This is a genomic window from Cohnella caldifontis, assembly GCF_029360585.1.
Classification (GTDB): Bacteria; Bacillota; Bacilli; order Paenibacillales; family Paenibacillaceae; genus Cohnella; species Cohnella caldifontis.
Window position 1 is genome coordinate 259,443 of record NZ_JAQZSJ010000001.1, and the last position, 16,080, is coordinate 275,522.

The 16,080-nt window shown below is 61.3% G+C and carries 18 protein-coding genes, 1 pseudogene and 1 riboswitch; of the genes and pseudogenes, 2 read left to right on the forward strand and 17 right to left on the reverse strand.

The annotated features are described in order from the left end of the window. Positions 1-34 precede the first annotated feature (34 nt). The 12 genes and pseudogenes from PTZ19_RS01285 to ribD all read right to left on the reverse strand — a co-directional run bounded on the left by PTZ19_RS01285 (position 35) and on the right by ribD (position 10,089). On the reverse strand, positions 35-802 hold the full coding sequence (locus PTZ19_RS01285; protein WP_276351755.1) for a pseudouridine synthase: 768 nt from the start codon (positions 800-802) through the stop codon (positions 35-37). Between the two features lie 70 nt (positions 803-872). After that, positions 873-1,412, reverse strand: a complete 540-nt coding sequence (locus PTZ19_RS01290; RefSeq protein WP_276351758.1) for a spore maturation protein — start codon at positions 1,410-1,412, stop codon at positions 873-875. After that, the gene (locus PTZ19_RS01295; protein ID WP_276351761.1) at positions 1,409-2,077 is read right to left on the reverse strand and encodes a nucleoside recognition domain-containing protein; all 669 of its coding nucleotides are present in this window, start codon (positions 2,075-2,077) and stop codon (positions 1,409-1,411) included. The genes PTZ19_RS01290 and PTZ19_RS01295 overlap by 4 nt, the downstream gene beginning before the upstream one ends. Before the next feature lie 48 nt (positions 2,078-2,125). Next, positions 2,126-3,334: a D-alanyl-D-alanine carboxypeptidase family protein gene (locus tag PTZ19_RS01300; protein ID WP_422614953.1), complete on the reverse strand. Its 1,209-nt coding sequence runs from the start codon at positions 3,332-3,334 to the stop codon at positions 2,126-2,128. Positions 3,335-3,735: 401 nt separating this feature from the next. After that, positions 3,736-4,152 (reverse strand): annotated as a pseudogene (gene ytfJ / locus PTZ19_RS01305) (GerW family sporulation protein); the annotation flags it as partial. 166 nt (positions 4,153-4,318) lie between these two features. Beyond that, positions 4,319-5,014, reverse strand: a complete 696-nt coding sequence (locus PTZ19_RS01310) for a DUF2953 domain-containing protein (protein ID WP_276351763.1) — start codon at positions 5,012-5,014, stop codon at positions 4,319-4,321. A 66-nt stretch (positions 5,015-5,080) separates the two neighbouring features. Beyond that, positions 5,081-5,698 carry an SMC-Scp complex subunit ScpB gene (scpB, locus tag PTZ19_RS01315; RefSeq protein ID WP_276351765.1) on the reverse strand — a complete coding sequence of 206 codons (618 nt, stop codon included), beginning with the start codon at positions 5,696-5,698 and terminating at the stop codon, positions 5,081-5,083. Further along, positions 5,667-6,455, reverse strand: coding sequence for a segregation and condensation protein A (locus PTZ19_RS01320; protein WP_276351768.1), 789 nt, complete (start codon positions 6,453-6,455; stop codon positions 5,667-5,669). The genes scpB and PTZ19_RS01320 overlap by 32 nt, the downstream gene beginning before the upstream one ends. A 53-nt stretch (positions 6,456-6,508) precedes the next feature. Continuing rightward, positions 6,509-6,979, reverse strand: a complete 471-nt coding sequence (gene ribH / locus PTZ19_RS01325; RefSeq protein ID WP_276351770.1) for a 6,7-dimethyl-8-ribityllumazine synthase — start codon at positions 6,977-6,979, stop codon at positions 6,509-6,511. Positions 6,980-6,984: 5 nt separating this feature from the next. Further along, positions 6,985-8,271 carry a bifunctional 3,4-dihydroxy-2-butanone-4-phosphate synthase/GTP cyclohydrolase II gene (locus tag PTZ19_RS01330; RefSeq protein ID WP_276351772.1) on the reverse strand — a complete coding sequence of 429 codons (1,287 nt, stop codon included), beginning with the start codon at positions 8,269-8,271 and terminating at the stop codon, positions 6,985-6,987. 22 nt (positions 8,272-8,293) lie between these two features. Further along, complete coding sequence (gene ribE, locus PTZ19_RS01335) at positions 8,294-8,962, reverse strand: riboflavin synthase (RefSeq protein WP_276352282.1); 669 nt, start codon at positions 8,960-8,962, stop codon at positions 8,294-8,296. Between the two features lie 2 nt (positions 8,963-8,964). Next, entirely contained in the window at positions 8,965-10,089 is a 1,125-nt protein-coding gene (gene ribD, locus PTZ19_RS01340; RefSeq protein WP_276351774.1) for a bifunctional diaminohydroxyphosphoribosylaminopyrimidine deaminase/5-amino-6-(5-phosphoribosylamino)uracil reductase RibD, read from the reverse strand. A 296-nt stretch (positions 10,090-10,385) separates the two neighbouring features. Then, positions 10,386-10,577, reverse strand: a riboswitch (FMN riboswitch). A gap of 193 nt (positions 10,578-10,770) precedes the next feature. Between ribD and PTZ19_RS01345 the strand changes: the two genes are divergently transcribed. Both PTZ19_RS01345 and PTZ19_RS01350 read left to right on the forward strand, forming a co-directional pair. Beyond that, positions 10,771-10,947 (forward strand): hypothetical protein, encoded by a 177-nt coding sequence (locus PTZ19_RS01345; RefSeq protein WP_276351777.1) that lies wholly within the window; start codon positions 10,771-10,773, stop codon positions 10,945-10,947. Beyond that, complete coding sequence (locus PTZ19_RS01350; protein ID WP_276351779.1) at positions 10,944-11,099, forward strand: hypothetical protein; 156 nt, start codon at positions 10,944-10,946, stop codon at positions 11,097-11,099. Before PTZ19_RS01345 ends, PTZ19_RS01350 begins: the two co-directional genes overlap by 4 nt. Positions 11,100-11,176: 77 nt before the next feature. Here PTZ19_RS01350 and PTZ19_RS01355 read toward each other — a convergent pair whose 3' ends face one another. The 5 genes from PTZ19_RS01355 to PTZ19_RS01375 all read right to left on the reverse strand — a co-directional run bounded on the left by PTZ19_RS01355 (position 11,177) and on the right by PTZ19_RS01375 (position 15,829). Next, the gene (locus PTZ19_RS01355) at positions 11,177-11,602 is read right to left on the reverse strand and encodes a peptidylprolyl isomerase (RefSeq protein ID WP_276351781.1); all 426 of its coding nucleotides are present in this window, start codon (positions 11,600-11,602) and stop codon (positions 11,177-11,179) included. A gap of 65 nt (positions 11,603-11,667) precedes the next feature. Next, positions 11,668-12,999 (reverse strand): diaminopimelate decarboxylase, encoded by a 1,332-nt coding sequence (gene lysA, locus PTZ19_RS01360; RefSeq protein WP_276351783.1) that lies wholly within the window; start codon positions 12,997-12,999, stop codon positions 11,668-11,670. A gap of 147 nt (positions 13,000-13,146) precedes the next feature. Beyond that, positions 13,147-14,754, reverse strand: coding sequence for a spore germination protein (locus PTZ19_RS01365; RefSeq protein WP_276351785.1), 1,608 nt, complete (start codon positions 14,752-14,754; stop codon positions 13,147-13,149). Between the two features lie 15 nt (positions 14,755-14,769). Further along, the gene (locus PTZ19_RS01370; RefSeq protein ID WP_276351787.1) at positions 14,770-15,195 is read right to left on the reverse strand and encodes a stage V sporulation protein AB; all 426 of its coding nucleotides are present in this window, start codon (positions 15,193-15,195) and stop codon (positions 14,770-14,772) included. Next, positions 15,188-15,829 (reverse strand): stage V sporulation protein AA, encoded by a 642-nt coding sequence (locus PTZ19_RS01375; protein ID WP_276351789.1) that lies wholly within the window; start codon positions 15,827-15,829, stop codon positions 15,188-15,190. Before PTZ19_RS01375 ends, PTZ19_RS01370 begins: the two co-directional genes overlap by 8 nt. Positions 15,830-16,080: the final 251 nt, after the last annotated feature.

Genomic DNA, 16,080 nt, shown 5'->3' on the forward strand with positions numbered 1-16,080 from the left:
CCCAGGGCAGCGCCGCTTGGTCCTATGCCGAAGCTTATTCCGCTTCGTCGTGGCTGTCTTCCGCGGATGCGTCATCGACGATGCCCTCGGCCGCATCCCGCAGCTTGCGGATTTCTTCCGCGTTCAGCTTGCGGTATTTGCCCCGCTGCAGGCCGCCCAGCGTAATGCCTCCGAACGAGATCCGTTTGAGCCGGGTGACGGGATGATGGATCGCGTCGAACATCCGGCGGACCTGGCGGTTGCGGCCTTCGCGGATCGTGATCGAAATCGTGGCGAATTTGCCGTCCGGATCGACGTCGTGGTACTCCGCTTCGGCCGGGGCCGTCATGCCGTCCTCCAGCTTGATCCCCTTTTTCAGCTTCTCCAGGTCGTTGCCGTGCGGAACCCGCTCGACGGTCGCCAGGTACGTTTTCGGGACGTGGTGCTTCGGATGGGTCAGCTTGTGGGCCAGATCCCCGTCGTTCGTCAGCAGCAGCAGCCCTTCGGAATCGTAGTCGAGCCTGCCCACGGGATATACCCGTTCCTTGATTCCCTTCAAGTAATCGCGGACGGTGGACCTTCCTTTCGGGTCGTCCATCGTCGTAATGACGCCTTTCGGCTTGTGGAACAGCAAATACAGCTTCTGCTCGCGCCGGATCGGCCGCCCGGATACCGTAATGACGTCTTGGTAAGGGTCGGCTTTGGCTCCTAGCTCCGTCACGACCTTATCGTTGACGGCGACTTTGCCTTCGCGGATCAGTTCCTCGCATTTGCGGCGGGACGCCACGCCGGCATTCGCCAATATTTTCTGCAGTCGTTCCAAAGGGACGTTCACCTCATCCCCATCATACCCTCTTTTCCAGGGATTGTACAATCAGGGCCGTACCTTCGGTTCACATCGCGCCGAACATCAGCCAGCATGCCGCCACCGCCGCGAAAAACCCGACAAGGTCGGAAAACAGCCCGACCTTGAGCGCATAGCGGGCGTTGCGGATGCCGACCGCCCCGAAGTATACCGTGAGCACGTACAGCGTCGTATCCGTGCTTCCTTGGATGGTTGCCGCGACCTTCGCGGCGAACGTATCCGGCCCCTGGGTTTTGATCAGATCGGAGACGAACGCCAGAGACCCCGCGCCGGTAATCGGCCGAAGCAAGGCCAGCGGAAGCACTTCGGAGGGTACGCCGATCGCCTCCAGCAGCGGCCGTGCCAGGCCGATCAGCGCGTCGAGCGCGCCCGATGCGCGGAACATGCCGATGGCGGTCATCATGCCGACCAGGTGCGGGATGATGGCTACCGCGGTCTGGAAGCCGTCTTTCGCCCCGTCGATGAACGTCTCGTAGACGGGTACTTTCTTTAATGCGGCATACAGCGGAATAAACGCGATCAGCATCGGGATCGTCCATGCGGAAATTCTCTCGATCCAGATCGTCATAGCGCCGCGCTTCCTTCTCCGCCGGCAGGATCTGCGGGCGCGATACCTTTTCTCTTGGCGGAAGGCAGGGCCGGAGGCGGATCGCTCGGCCGACTGCGGCTTCGGTACCAGCGGTCGGCCAACAGCGCCGCCGCCGTCGCGACCGCCGTGGCGAGCAGCGTCGTGCCGACGATGTCCGCCGGATGGGCCGAACCGAAATTCATCCGAATGGCGATCATCGTCGTCGGAACTAGCGTAATGCTCGCCGTATTCAGCGCCAGCAGCGTGCACATGGCCGGCGTGGCGACGTGCGGCTCCGGATTCAATTTCTGCAGCTCCTGCATGGCCCGGATGCCCATCGGCGTGGCGGCGTTGCCGAGCCCGAGCAGGTTGGCGCTCATGTTGGACAGGATATAACCCATCGCGGGATGGTCCGAAGGTACGTCCGGAAACATCCGGCGGACGACCGGCGCCAGCAAGCGGGACAAGAAGGAGACGAGACCCGCGTTTTCCGCGATTTTCATGAGCCCCATCCAGAATACGAGGATGCTGATCAGTCCGAGGCAGACCGTCACGCCGGTCTGCGCGCCGCCGAAGGCCGCTTCGGCCACTTGCTCGAGCCTGCCGTTGGCGGCGCCGCAAATGACGCTGACCACGATCATGCCGAGCCAGATCCAGTTCACCATCCCGGTCCCCCCTCTCCCCTGATTCGTTTGACCGAGTATCCGATTTTCTCAACCGAACAGCAAAGCGCGAAGCGATTTGCGGAAGGCATCCGGGAAAGACGTTGCGGCGGATCGGCGAGAGGTTCCCGCCTCGGCATCGCTTTGAGCATCCGATGACGTTCCCTGCTTGCCGTTATCCATACGAGGCATAAACCGATCGACAAGCGGCACGCTTCCGATGACCTGGTCGTCCAGGATAAACCGCAGCTGCCCGCGGCTGCCGAACGAATAAGCCGGCGATTCGGTCCGCAGAGGGACGAGCTTGATCCGCAGCCGATCGCGTTCCCCGTCGCTGAACGGATACGAGAAGGAGGCGGATGCCGCGTACGGATAACCGGCGATCGGTTCTCCTTTCCGCACGACCTCCTGCAGACGGAAATACCGGAAGCCGTAATCGAGCAGGCTGCGGTGATCCGCCCAGTCGTCGCCGTCGTTCAGCGTCACCGCGGCCAACTGCTGGCCGTTCCGGGTGGCGGAAGTGACGAGGGTGCGGAGCGCCTGCTTCGTGTAGCCCGTCTTTACGCCGTCCGCGCCCTCGTACATCGTCAGCATTTTGTTTTTGTTCACCCATTTGTAATCCCACGGTTCGTTCGGGTTCGGGGCCGTTCGGACGCGTGTCTTCACGATTTTGGCGAACACCGGGTTCCGCAGCGCATACGCGCTCAGCTTGGCCAAGTCGTTGGCCGACATGTAGTGCCCTTCTTGGTCCAGCCCGTGCGGATTGGCGAAATGGCTGCGGCTTAAGCCGAGCTCCTCCGCTTTCTTGTTCATCAGATAAACGAATCCGCCCAGGGATCCGCCCACATGCTCGGCGACCGCCACCGCGGCGTCGTTGCCGGAACGCAGCATCAAGCCGTAAAGCAAATCGAGCAGGGAAATTTTCTGCCCGGCCTTCAAATACAGAGAGGAGCCTTCCACGCCGGCGGCGCGCGAACTGACGGTTACCGTATCGTTCAAGTTGCCGTGCTCGATCGCGACGATCGCCGTCATGATCTTGGTCAGGCTCGCGATTTTCATGGGCTCGTCCCCCCGTTGGGAAAAGAGGATTCTCCCCGAGGTTACGTCGATCAGCGAGGCCGCTTTGGCGTGATTGCCCGGCGGAGGCGGCAGCTTCGTCCGTCCAGCCGAATCGGCGGCTCCGGCAGCCGAAAACCATATCGCCAACGCGGCCAAAACGGCCGTCCAGCGTCGCAGTATTGCCAATTCCGCAGTATTCAAGCTTGATCCTCCTTGTCCAAAACCCGCGGCTTTCGATTCAATATATGTAGGCGTGTCCTAAAGTATGAAAGATCACCGGGTATACCGCTGATCGGAAACGGGAAAAAACCGGCGATTCGCCGGTTTTTTCCATTGCTCCAATGCGGTTTTCAGTTCAAATCTTTGTGGTCCGTCGGTTTGGGCGCGACCGGTACGGTGTTCGTCGAGGCCCCCGCCGCCGTGCCGCCTTTGGCCGGGCTTGCCATGCCGCCCGCCGCCGTGCCGCCATGGGCTTGGCTTGCCATGCCGCCCGCCGGGATGCTGCTCTGCGCCATGGAGCTGCCGGACATCGTCCCGCCGGTCATCGTCCCGCCGGTCATCCCGGCGCTCGACATTCCGGACAAAGCCCCTCCGGACATGCCCATTTGCGCTCCTCCGCCTTGGAACATCATGCGGACTTTATCGACCCATTGCGGAGCGGATTCGATCAGACGCTCGAAAATATGCGTCTGGTTGTCGAGCGGCACCACCTTGACACCTTGGGTGCCGACCACGAGGAAGGCGATCGGCGTAATCGACACGCCGCCGCCGCTGCCGCCGCCGAAAGGCAGCTGCACCGAAGCGTTATGCGGGGTCGAAGCGCCGCCGTTCTTTTGAGCCTCTTCCGCCGAAAATTCGGATCCTCCTGCCGCGAAACCGAAGCCGACCCGGCTGATCGGGATAATGACGCTGCCGTCCGGCGTTTCGACCGGTTCTCCGACGATCGTGTTGACGTCGACCATTTCCTTGATGTTTTCCATGGCCGTTTGCATAAGGCCGTTGATCGGATGCTCGGACATCTCCGTATTTCCTCCTTTAATAGGGAGTTTGACGAAGTCAAACCCTCTCCGCTTGTGTATTGTTGTCGGAAGTAGAATGCCCGAAAGGGGGCGAAGTTAAGCAGGAAAACAAAAAGAACACCCCGTGCCTCCGCAGGCCCGAAATGTTCCTTTTGGTCATGTCTCGTCAGGTTGCTCCGGCGCTCTTCGGGTTTGCCAGCCAACGCTTCCAGCTGCGGATGGCCGGGCGGAGCCGGACGACCCGCGTGCCGAGTCCGATCATCGACCAGATCACCGTTCCGAGACGGACGCGGAAGTCGGCCTCCCAGACGACCGAAAACTCGCTGCGGTTATAAACCGGCTCTACCGCGCCATGCGGCCTCGTTCTGAGCGTGAACGTCCGGCCCGCGAAAGCGATCGCGGCGCCGTATAAGGACCAAAGCAGTCCGCTGATAATGGCGGTGGATGGGGCATCGCCCGTACCGATCCGCAAGTCGAGGCGGAACCGGGTGCATTCGACCTTCTTCAGCGTGCGGCCCATCCATTCGCGGAAACCGCGCGTCGCTTCAAGGACGCCCCGGTATCCTTGCCACTTGTTCCGCAGCGCTTCGATGCCGAGCGGAATATCCGCGGCGCCGCGATTGGGCTGTCCCGCGACTTGCATCGTCGTTTCTCGCCGGATCAGCACCTTCTGGCCTCGGATCAAAATCGCCGGAACGACCGCCCGGAACCGGACCAACCCGTACAACGCTTTGACGATGACGATCAGTTGATCCAGCTTCCCGCTTTTGGAATAACGCACCCGGATCCGCACCGGAGACGCGATCGCGGCGATGACCGCAACCGCCGCGGCGCAAAGTGCTGCCCACCACCAAAAGGCCATACCTTCCCCGCCTTTCCCTGGGAATAGTATGGCCTTTTGGTGCGGCTTCATTCGATTGACCGTTCTTCAAACGTCTTCCAATTCCCTCTGCATGTCTTCCAGGGACAGCTGCCGTCCTTCGATCCGCTCGAACAGCATTTTCGTCCGTTCTTCCAGGTCTTCGTCGTCTTCGGACGCGACCGGATCCGGCAGCTGATCCAGGCTGGATAGACCGAAATAATCGAGGAACGCCTTCGTCGTTCCGTACAGGATCGGACGGCCGAGGGCGTCCGCCCGGCCGACTTCCTCGATCAGATCTTTGGCGACCAGGGTGTGGAGAGCCCGATCGGCTTTCACCCCGCGGATTTCCTCGATCTCGATGCGGGTGATCGGCTGCCGGTAGGCGATGATGGACAGCGTCTCGATCGCCGCTTGGGACAGCGCCGCGCGCGCGGGCGAGTACGCCAGCTTCTCGAAGTACGGCGCGTGTTCAGGCGCGGTCGTCAGCCGGTAGCCTCCGGCCGTCTCGGCGATCCGCAGCCCGCGCCCGTCCCGGACGAAATCCTGTTTCAGGTCGCTCAGCACGGCGAGCACGACTTCGGGATCCATCTCCACGACTTCCGCGATCGCCTTGACGCTGAGCCCCTCTTCTCCCGAAACGAACAGCAGCCCCTCAAGTACCGACTTCAACGTCGAATAGTCCATCGTCACCCTCCTTCCCGGTCCACGTCACCACGATTTCGTCGAACAGGCGGTCCTGGTGGCACGTTACCCAACCCTTCCTCATCAGTTCAAGGAGCGCCAGGAACGTCACCACGATTTCCTGCCGGTCGAGCCCGTCGCCGATCATTTGGGAGAACAGGATCCGACCCTCCGGCCGGGTTTTCAGCGTGAGGAGAATATCGTTGATGCGGTCCTTCACCGAGATTTCGTCCCGCCGGATCGCCGTCACGCGGTTGCGGCCCGCCATCCGCCGCATCGCCTTCCGGAACGCGCGGATCAAATCGTCCACGTGAAGCCCCTCAACGGGATTTTCCAGCTTGACCTGCGCGAATTCCGACAGGTCCGCGGCTTCCCGGGTAAACACCTGGCTCCGCTCCCATTCTTTGTCCCGGAGCTGGGTTGCGGCGGACTTGTATTTCCGGTATTCGATCAGCTTGCGGATCAATTCCTCGCGGGGATCCAGTCCCTCGTCCTCGTCCGCGGTCAGCCAAGGCTCCTCCGTCACCGGCGGTTTCGGCAGCAGCAAACGGCTTTTCATGGCTAGCAGCGTGGCGGCCATGACGAGGAACTCGCTGGTGATATCCAGTTCAAGCTCCTGCATGGCGTCCAGATATTCCAAGTACTGGTCGGTGATCTCGCTAATCGAGATATCCTGGATATCGATTTCGGCTTTATCGATCAGATGGAGCAGCAGGTCAAGCGGACCTTCGAACTGCTCCAGCTTGTACAACACCGTCACGCCGGCGTCTCACCCTCTCAAGCTTCCGCGGGGCAAACCGCCGGCAGAACCGGTCAGCCCTTCAGCGCCCGCGTCAAATTCGCCATTTCGATGGCGGAGGCCGCAGCCTCCCAACCTTTGTTGCCCGCCTTCGTGCCCGCGCGCTCCACGGCCTGCTCGATGCTGTCGGTCGTCAGGATGCCGAAAATGACGGGAATGCCCGTTTTCAGCCCGATCGCCGCCACGCCTTTGGCCGCTTCGTTGCACACGTAATCGAAGTGCGGCGTAGAGCCGCGGATCACGGCGCCAAGCGTAATGACGGCGTCGTATTTGCCGCTTTCGGCCATTTTCTGCGCGATCAGCGGAATTTCGAAAGCGCCCGGCACGTAGGCGATTTCGACTTCGTCCTCCCCGGCTCCGTGGCGTTTCAGCGCGTCCAGCGCGCCGCCCAGCAGCTTCGAGGTAATGAATTCGTTGAATCTCCCCACTACGATACCATATTTTAAACCTTTTGAGACCAAATGTCCTTCGTAAATTACGCTCATGTCCTTCATCCTCTCTTTGGTTTCGAGCCCACGGGCTCGTTTTGTTCCAGCGATTCCAATTCCGGAAGCTTCTCGGCGTCTTCGCTGAACGTCAGTAAATGGCCGAGTTTATCCCGCTTGGTGTGCAGGTACCGGGTATTGTCTTCGTTCTCGGGCAGCTGGATCGGCACCCGTTCGACGACTTCCAGTCCATAGCCGTCCAACCCTTTGATTTTGCGCGGGTTGTTCGTCATGAGGCGCATTTTCCGCACGCCGAGGTCTTTCAGGATTTGCGCGCCGATGCCGTACTCCCGGAGGTCCGGCGCGAAGCCCAGTTTGACGTTCGCCTCGACGGTGTCCAATCCCTGCTCTTGCAGCTGATACGCCCGCAATTTATTCAGGAGGCCGATGCCGCGCCCTTCCTGCCGCATGTACAGCAGGACCCCGGAGCCCGCTTCCTCGATTTGACGCATCGCCGCTTCGAGCTGGGGGCCGCAATCGCAGCGGTGCGAGTGGAACACGTCGCCGGTCAGGCATTCCGAATGGACGCGCACGAGCACCGGCCGGTTGCCGTCGATCGTTCCTTTCACGAACGCGATGTGCTCTTTGGAATCGACCGCGTTCGTGTAGGCGATCGCGCGGAACACGCCGAAATCGGTCGGCATGCGGACGTCCGCTTCGCGTTTGACGAGCTTCTCCTTCTCGTTGCGGTAACGGATCAGGTCCCGGATCGAGATCAGCTTCAGCCCGTGCCGCTCCTTGAACTCCACCAAGTCCGGCAGCCGGGCCATCGCCCCGTCTTCCTTGATGACCTCGCAGATGACCGCCGCCGGCGTCGAGCCGCACATCCGGGCCAGATCGACGGCGGCTTCCGTATGGCCCGCCCGGCGGAGCACCCCGCCCTTCTTGGCGATGAGCGGGAAAATGTGCCCCGGCCGCCGGAAGTCGGACGGCTTCGCCTTCGGATCGATCAGCGCCCGGACCGAATCGGCCCGTTCTTTCGCGGAGATTCCCGTCGACGTCGAGACGTGGTCGACCGACACGGTAAACGCCGTTCCGTGGTAATCCGTGTTGTGGTTGACCATTGGCGGCAGGTCCAGTTCCGCCGCGCGTTCCTGGAGAATCGGGACGCAGACGAGCCCGCGGGCTTCCTTGATCATGAAATTGATCACGTCCGGCGTCGCTTTCTCCGCGAGGGCGACGAGATCGCCTTCGTTTTCCCGGTCTTCGTCGTCGACCACCACGACGATTTTGCCCCTCATGAGCTCATAGATCGCTTCTTCAATGGGATCGAAAGGCGCTTTCGTTTCCATTTCCGTTTACCCCCTTCTGGGATCAGATCATAAATCCGTTTTCGCGAAGCACGGCTTCCGTCAATCCGCCGCTCCCGCGGTCCGTTTCCCGGTCCCGCAGGCTGAGCAGGTGATCCACGTATTTGCCTAAAATGTCGTTTTCGATGTTCACCGAGTCTCCCGCGCGTTTGAATTGCAGCGCGGTTTCCTTGAGCGTGTGCGGAATGATCGAGACGGTGAACTTCCCGGCGGCACGGTCCACGTCGACGACGGTAAGGCTGATGCCGTCCAGCGTCACCGAGCCTTGCGGTACCACGGTCCGCAGCAACCGCTCCTCCCGGGGCTCGACGGCGAACACGACGGCGTTCGCTTCCGGCGTCCGCGATCGGATGACGCCGACGCCGTCCACGTGTCCCTGCACGAGATGCCCGCCGAACCGGCCGCCGGCCATCATCGCCCGCTCCAGATTCACCGGGCTGCCGGGCGCGAGCTCGCTCAAATTCGTGAGCCGGTACGTTTCGGGCATGACGTCCACGCTGAATAGGCTCCGATCGTATTCGATCACGGTCAGGCACACGCCGTTGACGGCGATGCTGTCTCCCAGCTTCGCGTCTTCCAGGATCCGATCCGCCGCGATCGTCAGCACCATCGCTTCCCCTTGCCGGCGAACGGAGCGGAGCGTTCCGATTTCTTCGATCAATCCGGTAAACATTTTCATTCCCGCCTTTCCTCGCCGCCGGCTGCCGCCGGTTCGGGATAACCGGCGACGCACCAATCGTCTCCATAGCGCTCGATCGAGATCCGGGACAGCCGGATCGCGTCCGACATCCGTTTAGGTCCAAGAAAATCGAAGGCGGAAACGGCACCGTGCGACCCGACGATCTTCCCCGCGTAAAACAGCATCACCTTGTCGACCAACCCGGCCTGCAGCATCGCGCCGTTCAGCGCGCCGCCGCCTTCCAGCAGGACGGAACCGATCTCGCGCTTGCCCAGCTCCTTCATGGCGGCCTTCAGGTCGACGCGCTTCCGCTTGCCGCAGCGGATGATTTCCGCCCCCGTTTTGCGCAGCCGTTCTTCGGCCTCGGCGCTGGCCTGCTCGGACGCCAAAATCCACGTCGGCGCTTCGCCGTTAAAGATGCGGAGCTCCTCCGGAAGCTGCAGGAAGGAATCGACCACGATCCGGACCGGATTCAAACCGGGCACGGAAAGACGGGTCGTCAGTTCGGGATCGTCCTGCAGCGCCGTTTCCTTGCCGACCATGATCGCCTGATGGCGATGGCGCAACGTGTGCACCGCCTCCCTCGCTTCCGGCCCGGTCACCCAGCGGCTGTGGCCGGTATGCGTCGCGATCCGCCCATCCAGCGTCAGCGCCGTCTTGAGCGTAACGAACGGGAGGCCGGCGGTGATGTACTTCAGGAAAGGCTCGTTGACGGCTTTCGCGCGTTCTTCCAACACTCCGACCGTTGTCTCGATGCCGTGCTCCCGCAGCTTTTTCAGACCGGTGCCCGCGACGAGCGGATTCGGATCCGACATCGCGACGACGACGCGTTTCACGTTCTCCGCGATTAAACGGTCGCTGCAGGGCGGCGTGCGGCCATGGTGGCTGCAGGGCTCGAGGGTGACGTATACCGTGGATCCCGCCGCTTCCGAACCGGCCATGTTCAGCGCATGCACCTCGGCGTGCGCTTCCCCCCGGCGAAGGTGGGCGCCCAAGCCGACGATCCTTCCACGCTTGACGACGACGCAGCCGACGGCGGGATTGATTCCGGTCTGGCCGGCAGCCCCTTCCGCCAATTCCAGCGCCAGCCGCATGTAGAATTCATCGTTCAGCAGCTCCAATCTCGTTCCTCCCCTATCCCCGGCGTGACCGCACCGGAACATGCAAAAAGCCCCCTGTCGCTGTCAGGGGGCGAAAGTCGCAGCCATCATGGAATCGAACCGTGAACCGCACGGCGCGCACGCCAAATCAGAGCATCCGCCGCGTCGTTTCGAAACGTCCTGGACGGTCTCTTGAAAGTCGGGCCGATCTGCCGCGGCGAGAATTGTGAAAAAAAAGAACAAATAAAGCCGCCGTTTATGTCCAGCAGACCGGGAACCTCCCATTGGTCATGCACCGTGCGCGGTTGTCCGCGCTGCGCTTCCTTCTCCCATCCAGACTGTTACTGTCGGTCCCGGAGTTGCACCGGGTCCACCGTCATCCCTGCGCCGTAAAGCGCGATTGCCGGATGCCGGGTCACGGACTGACGGCATGGGCTCGGATGTCGTCATCGCGGGGCCCGTCGCCGATCACCGCCGGTGGGGAATTGCACCCCGCCCCGAAGGCAAGCGATCTTCATCAAAAATACCGTATCGTAAACGGTAATTTTGAAGGAAATCTTACCACTGCCTCGGCGAAAATGCAAGCGGCATGACGAAGGGTTGACGGTTTCTCCCCCTGCAATCCGGCTGCCCGGCGGGTACGGATCCGTACGGAAGCGCACAATAGGAGCGATGGAAGACCGATCATGGAGGTGTTATCGAATGACCGACAGCCAGCCTCGAAAACAGGTCCCTCCCTCCGCGACTTCAGTCAAGCTTGTCGCGGCCATGCCGGATCAAGACCTTACGCCGGAAGAAATTCGGGAGATGGCGGAGCACGACGGCTACGCCGGTTCTTGCGGCATTCCGGCCGCGGCGAAGGAGGACAAAGAGTCGTGAAGAGAAAAGGCAATCGACGGAACGAACCGACTTTGGCGCCGGGCATGGATACCCATCGATCGCTCGAGGAGGAGCCGACGCCCGCGGAGCGCAGCCGCGGCGACGTGACGGAGGTTACCCGGCTTTATCTGGACCGCACTCCGGAAGATTAAACGGAGGCGGACGGTTCTTCCGAGCGAAAAAAATCGCCCGATCCCGGCAATCCGCCTGGGACGGGCGATTTTTCCATTCAGCTGACCCGGATCTGCGCCATTTTGTCGCGGCCGCGGAACTCGTCTACGTGCTCCATGCCCGACACGACTTTGCCGAACACGGTGTGCACGCCGTCCAGATGCGGCTGCGGGGCATAGCAGATGTAGAACTGGCTGCCGCCCGTGTTCGGGCCGCGGTGCGCCATCGCCAACGATCCGCGCTCGTGCTTGTTGGGGTTGATTTCGCAATCGATCTCGTAGCCCGGACCGCCCGTGCCATTGCCGTTCGGGCAGCCGCCTTGGGCGACGAATCCCGGGATGACGCGGTGGAACGTGAGGCCGTCATAGAAACCCGAGTTGGCGAGTTTCTCGAAGTTGGCCACCGTATTCGGCGCATCCTGGTCGAACAGCTCCAATTTGATTTCCTGACCGTTCTCCAACGTGATCACGGCTTGTTTGCTCATGGAATCGACTCTCCTTTACGTGACGAAAGCGGGCGCATAACGCCCGCTCGTCTGCTGTTTGCATTTTACCGCGAAACGGCCTGCTTGCGCAAACGCTCCGGAATCAGATCGTTGCGTACGATATCTTCATGGGATTCGCGCGCCACGACGAGATCGGCTTTGCCGTCCTTCACGAACACGACGGCCGGCCGGCGGATCCGGTTGTAATTGCTGGCCATGGCGTAGTTGTACGCGCCCGTGCAGAACACGGCCAGCAGGTCGCCGCTTTGCGCGGCGGGAAGCTTCAGGTCCCAAATGAGCATGTCGCCGCTCTCGCAGGCTTTGCCGGCTACCGAAACGAGCTCGGTCGGCTCCTCGTTCGCCCGGTTCGCGAGAATCGCTTCGTATTTGGATTCGTACAGCGCCGGACGCGGGTTGTCCGTCATGCCGCCGTTGACGGCGATATACTTGCGGACGCCCGGAATGTCCTTGCTTGTCCCGATCGTGTACAGCGTCGTGCCGGCGTCGCCGACGATGCTGCGGCCCGGCTCGATCCAGATTTCCGGCAGCGGGTAATCGGCGGCCTTGCAGCTGGAAAGGATCGCGCCTGCAATCGCCTGAACGTATTGCCCGACCGGCAGCGGCTTGTCGCCTTCCACGTAGCGGATGCCGAAGCCGCCGCCCAGGTTGATGACCGAGAACGTCACGCCCAGCTTGTTCCGCGCCTCGATCGCGAACGCGGCCACCTTTTCGACCGCCATGCGGAAGCCTTCGACTTCGAAAATTTGCGAGCCGATGTGCGAATGGACGCCCAGCAGCTTCAGGTTCGGCTGCGCCATCGCCTGCTCGACCGCGCGGAACGCGGTGCCGTTGCCGAGGTCGAAGCCGAATTTGGAGTCTTGCTGGCCGGTGGAGATATAGTCGTGCGTGTGGGCTTCGACGCCCGGGGTGATGCGGAGCAGCACTTTAACCTGCTTGCCCTTCTCCCCCGCGAGCGCGTTCAGCAGCTGCATTTCGACGAAATTGTCGACGACGAAGCAGCCGATGTTCGCGTCGAGCGCCAACTGAATTTCCTCCGGCGTTTTGTTGTTGCCGTGGAAGTGGATCCGGTCGGCCGGGAATCCGGCTTGCAGCGCGGTATGAAGCTCCCCGTCGGACACGACGTCCAGGCTCATGCCCTCTTCTTCGGCGAGCCGGCACATCGCCATGACGCAGAACGCTTTGGACGCGTACGCGACCTGAAAGCGAAGTCCGGTTTTGCGGAACGCGTCCATGAATTCCCGGGCGCGCTGACGGATGAGCGTCTCATCCATGATGTAGAGCGGCGTGCCGAATTCGGCCGCCAAATCGGTGACGTCGCAGCCCCCGATTTCCAAATGTCCCCGATCGTTGATTCGGCTGGTTCCATGCAAAAACATCGTCTTTTCCCCTTATCCATGGATTCGGATTCTCGTCCCCCATGAGCGAGCGATCCGTGGCTGTCGCATTTTATCCTAGTATAGCGGAAAAGGCGGGCATGGCAAAATGGAGAATTTACCGGGAAATTTGCATTTGTCCAATGGTGTTCATGCCGGCTGTTTCCTGGTTTTTTTCGGGCGGTTGAGCGAAGGACGCGTCTTGTTGGCCCACAGCGGGCGCCGGATCAGGATGGACATGAGCGCCGTTCCGTTAAACGGGATCAACGGCCAGAGGTAGGGCCGGTTGAATGACCTTGCGCAAGCGAGAAAGATGAACGTGGCCGCCGTCCCGATCACGAACCCCGGCGTCTTGAACAGGAAGACGACCAGCAGCAGCGCCAGCCGGATGACGCGGTTGGCGAGCCCGAGTTCATAGCTTGGCGTGACGAACATTCCGATGGCGGACACCGCCGTGTACAGGATGACTTCGTTCACGAACAGCCCCGTTTTCACCGCGATGTCCCCGATCATGATCGCGGAGAGCAGCGTCATGGCGGTCACCAGGGGCGCAGGCGTATGGATGGCGGCCAACCGGATGAGGTCGATGCCGAGTTCGGCGATGACGAATTGCAGGACGAGAGGCAGCTCGGCGGCCTGGCTGACGCCTACGAACCACAGCCAATCCGGTCGGATATACGGATTCGCGGCGTACAAATACCAGATCGGCAGCATGAAGATCGACATGAAAATGCCGATGAAACGAACCCACCTCATGTAAGTGCCCATAAACGGGTTTTGCCGGTTCTCCTCCGCGTGCTGAACCAAATCGAACAGGGTGGTGGGCAGGAGGATGGCGCTGGGCGACGTATCCGTCATGATGACGACCGACCCGTCCAGCATTTGGGCCGCCACGACGTCGGGCCGCTCCGTGTACCGTACCATCGGGAATGGGCTCCAGCCTTTGTCCAAGGCCATTTCCTCGAGCTGCTTGTCGGCCAGCGGAATGCCGTCGATTTTGATTTTTTTGATTTTATCGCGGACGGACTCCACCAGACGGGGATCCGCGATGTCCCGGATGTAGCCGATGCAAACGTCGGTTTGGCTCCGCATGCCGACTTTCATCATTTCGAAAACGGTTTTGTGATCCCTCAGCCGCCGCCGGACGAGCCCCACGTTCATGATCAGCGTCTCGGTAAATCCGTCGTTGCTGCCGCGGACGACTTTCTCCAGCACCGGCTGCTCCGGGCTGCGGGCCGGATATTGCTTCGCGTCGATCAGCAGTACGCGGGGCTGGCCTTCGATGTAGAACGCCGTATTGCCCATCATCACCTGATCGACCATTTGCGAGAACGAGTCCGACTTTTGTACCTGCGTTGCGGGAACGTACCGGCTGAGACAGGATTCCACCGCTTCGTGGGTGAACTCATCCGGTTCCAGATAGGACAGCCGCGTCATCACGTCCGCCATCGTTCGTTCATGCATGAATACGGTCAAAAACAGGAATGCGAGGCGGCGTTCCCCGAAAGGCATTTCGCGGAGTTTGACCTCGAAGCTTCTGTCCAGTCCGATCTCGTCCTGCAGCTTCTTTTTGAGGCCGCTCAACGTGACGGGAATTCGGTCCTCGTCGGGCTTGTCATCGCTTCCGGACCGGTGGGTCTGTCTTTCGCGCCCAGGACCCTCATCACGCCGCCTTTCCCCATCATCCGTCCGATCCTTCGGCCAATCCATTCCGACCGGCAGCTCCATGTTGCCGTGCAAGCTCGTTTCCGTCTCCATTCTCAATCCCTCCTGTCATAATCGGAACCACAGCCAATCCACCAGCGATCCGGCCACTTTCCCCAACACCATCGCCAGCAGCAGCGAGAACAGATACGGCTTCAATCCCAGCCTTTCGGACACGATCGGTATCACGTTAAGTACCTCAGTCAAAGCCGCGGCGAACATGCCGACGAACACCCCTTGGAATACGGCGGGCAACAGCAGGAACCCGGCGGGCCACCCCAGCTCCCAGTCGTACAAATCCGCGCACATCCAGAAGATCGCCCCGAATACGATCGCGGACTCGAAAATCCCGGAGCGCCGATGGGCGCGCGTCAGTTGGACGAGCCTCGGAATGAGGTCGAGCACGATGAGCAAAGCGACGAAGGCGCTGCCGACGGAAAACCCGCCCGCCAGCCCGACGACCGCCAGCAGGAGATGGGATAGACCGTCAGCCACCTCGATCCCTCGCTTCCTCCTCTTCGTGCTTTTTCCGGTACTCCTCCGTGATGATGTAGTGGTTGACGTTCTCCTGGTAAGTAAACATCTCGACCTCGAGGGGGTTCGGGTCATCGCTTCTCCGTTTCCGGAACAACCGGTTGAAAAAGAGCAGCATCCCGAGTCCTACGCCCAGCGAATACGGGATTTGGAACAGCCACGGGTGCCGCTCCGATCGGCCGGTGATGAGCTCGGTGATCCGGGATTGGACGTGCGGCATATTCACGTCGGCGTGGAAGTTCATGAGCGCCATGCCAGACCCGAAAAAGAGCAGCAGCCACGCCAGCACGAGCAGGATGAGACGCGGCTGGCGCGATGACGCGGGCGCGATCTCGACGAGGACGTGCGGTTCGCCGAACGTTTCGACCGTGAGCCCGGGCAGCGTTTCGTGCACCGCTTTGACGATCTGCAGCATGTCGATCACCACCATGCTGCCGTCCTCCGGGCGGACGCTGTGCAACGGCAATTCCCTCAGCCGGCGCTCCCGGTCGCGCTCCGTGACCAGCCTCGCCACTTGGCCCAGCGTGATGACGGCCCCCGGCGGCACCACGACGCGGCGGCGCAGCCGGACGTAGACGACGGACGGTTTCTCCATGCGCACCCTCCCCCGGATGGACTTTCCGGTTAGTATGGAACATCCGCCCTCGGGATAAACAGGCCATATCTCCGAGCGGTGTCTAACCCCCTTTGCTGCGTGCCGTTAAGAAACTTTCTTTCTCAACGCCTCCTCTTCCCCCCTGTGCTGCGTGCCGTTAAGAAACTTTCTTTCTCACCGCCTCCTCTTACCCCCTTTGCTGCGTACCGTTAAGAAACTTTCTTTCTCAACGCCTCCTCTTCCCCCCTGTG